Annotated in this window: 1 protein-coding gene; it reads left to right on the top strand. The window is 43.2% G+C overall.

Annotated elements, in window-relative coordinates; genetic code table 11:
- Positions 1-1,961 (top strand): acyl-CoA synthetase (locus RT064_RS10970; protein ID WP_313063399.1); only part of this gene is annotated, 1,961 nt, incomplete at its 5' end.
- Positions 1,962-2,061: the final 100 nt, after the last annotated feature.

Genomic DNA, 2,061 nt, shown 5'->3' with positions numbered 1-2,061 from the left:
GTAAAAAGGACTTTGACACGATGAACCAGCAAATAAAAAATCAGCACGACCTTAAACAGTATGAACAAAATTTTCCTTTAAACCTGCCTAGCAGCACCTATCAGATGCTATCTGATAGTGAAGCTCAGTTTGCTGATAAAAAAGCCCTTACCTTTGTGTTAAATGCTACTCAGTATCAAAACAGCACAAGCTATAGCTATCGGGAACTATTGGCTTATATACGTCAAACCGCCAATATGCTTTATTCATTGGGCGCGGATAAAGATACGGTCATTGCGATTTTGTTGCCAAATTTACCCGAAACCCATTTTTGTATCTGGGGCGGCGAGTCAACCGGTATTATTTTTCCGATTAACCCACTGCTTGAACCTTCTGTGATTGCCGGCTTATTAAATGAAGTCAAAGCCACGCTACTCATCACGCTTGCGCCATTACCCAATCAAGATAATAAGCCGCAGCTTTGGGACAAGGCGATAGCGGTTGCCAAGCTTACCCCAAGTTTGCAGCATATCATTGGGGTGACGATGGCTCATCATGTTGCGCATCAACTTAATATAACCTTGCCAGATGCAAGTAAAGAATTTGTACAGCAATTACCAGAGAGGGTAACCTATCATGATTTTTACACTGGGATTGCAAACCAGCCTAAAGATAGATTAATTAACCCCCGTACCATTGTGCCTGAGGATCTGTCTTCATTCTTTGGAACCGGTGGTACAACTGGCATGCCCAAAATCGCCATGCGTAATCATAAAAATGAAGTCGCCAATGTCTTACAGGCACGGGCATTGTTTGGTGATGACATGCTAAATCAGGGCAATGTCGTGCTGTGCGGACTACCCCTATTTCACGTCAATGCCGTCATGGTTACAGGATTATTACCGTTATCGATGGGTGGTGAAATTTTGCTGGTTTCGCCAGAGGGCTATCGCGGCGATGGGGTTATGGCAAATTTTTGGGCGATTATTGCGCATTATCGCGTGAGTTTTTTTAGTGGTGTGCCCACGCTTTTTGCTGGATTATTAAATCTACCAGTTGGCGACCATGATATTGCTAGTTTAAAGCACTGTTTGTGTGGGGCAGCCCCGATGCCGATAGAAGTATTTAAGCAATTTGAAAAACAAACAGGGGTACAAATCATTGAAGCGTATGGTATGACGGAAGGCAATTGTGGTAGTTCAGCCAACCCAAGATTTGGGGAGAAGAAAATTGGTTCAATAGGGCTACGTTTCCCGTATCAGCCTATGCAAGTGATGATGCTTGATGATCATGGCAAGTTTGTGCGAGTTGCCAACACAGGCGAGGTGGGCAATATTTGTATTCGCGGCGATAATGTGTTTGTCGGCTATTATTTGGCGCAGCAAAATCAAGGGATTTGGGTAACTGACTCTGACAATCAAACTTGGTTTAATTCCGGCGATTTGGGCTATCAAGATGCAGACGGCTACTTTTTTTTGACGGGTAGAAAAAAAGAGTTAATCATTCGAGGTGGACACAATATTGACCCAAAAATGATCGAAGAGGTGGTTTATCAATATGACGGGGTAGCTGGTTGTGCTGCCATTGGTAAACCTGATAGCTATACAGGCGAGTTACCTGTTTTATTCGTTGCCCCTAAGCCGGGTGTCAACTTAGATACTGATAAACTGATGCAATTTTGCCAACAAAACATTGGCGAAAAAGCGGCAATTCCTAAAGCCATCTACGTGATTGATGCATTGCCTTTAACGGCAGTGGGTAAAGTATTTAAACCTGCACTAAAACGTCAAGCGACCGTGATGGCTGTCAGTGAATTACTGCAACAACATCATATCAAGGCTACCGTCAGCAGCAAAGACGACCCCACTTATGGGTTTATTGTGCTACTCAAGCTAGATGGCGATGCGTCACATCAACAACAAGCCAAAACCGTGTTAGACCAATTGGCGATTCATTGGCAATGGGATGAAATAGGGTTTTAACTGATTAAAGCAACAACCTGATATGGTACAAGATAAGCGGTAATAGCTATAGGCTTACTTTACCGCATAGGATAAAAAGGACAGATATTCAGTCCTTTTT

Source organism: Moraxella sp. CTOTU49097 (assembly GCF_032064105.1).
Lineage (GTDB): Bacteria > Pseudomonadota > Gammaproteobacteria > Pseudomonadales > Moraxellaceae > Faucicola > Faucicola osloensis_B.
The sequence above is the reverse complement of the archived record's forward strand: the minus strand, read 5'-3'. Positions and strand labels throughout refer to the sequence as shown.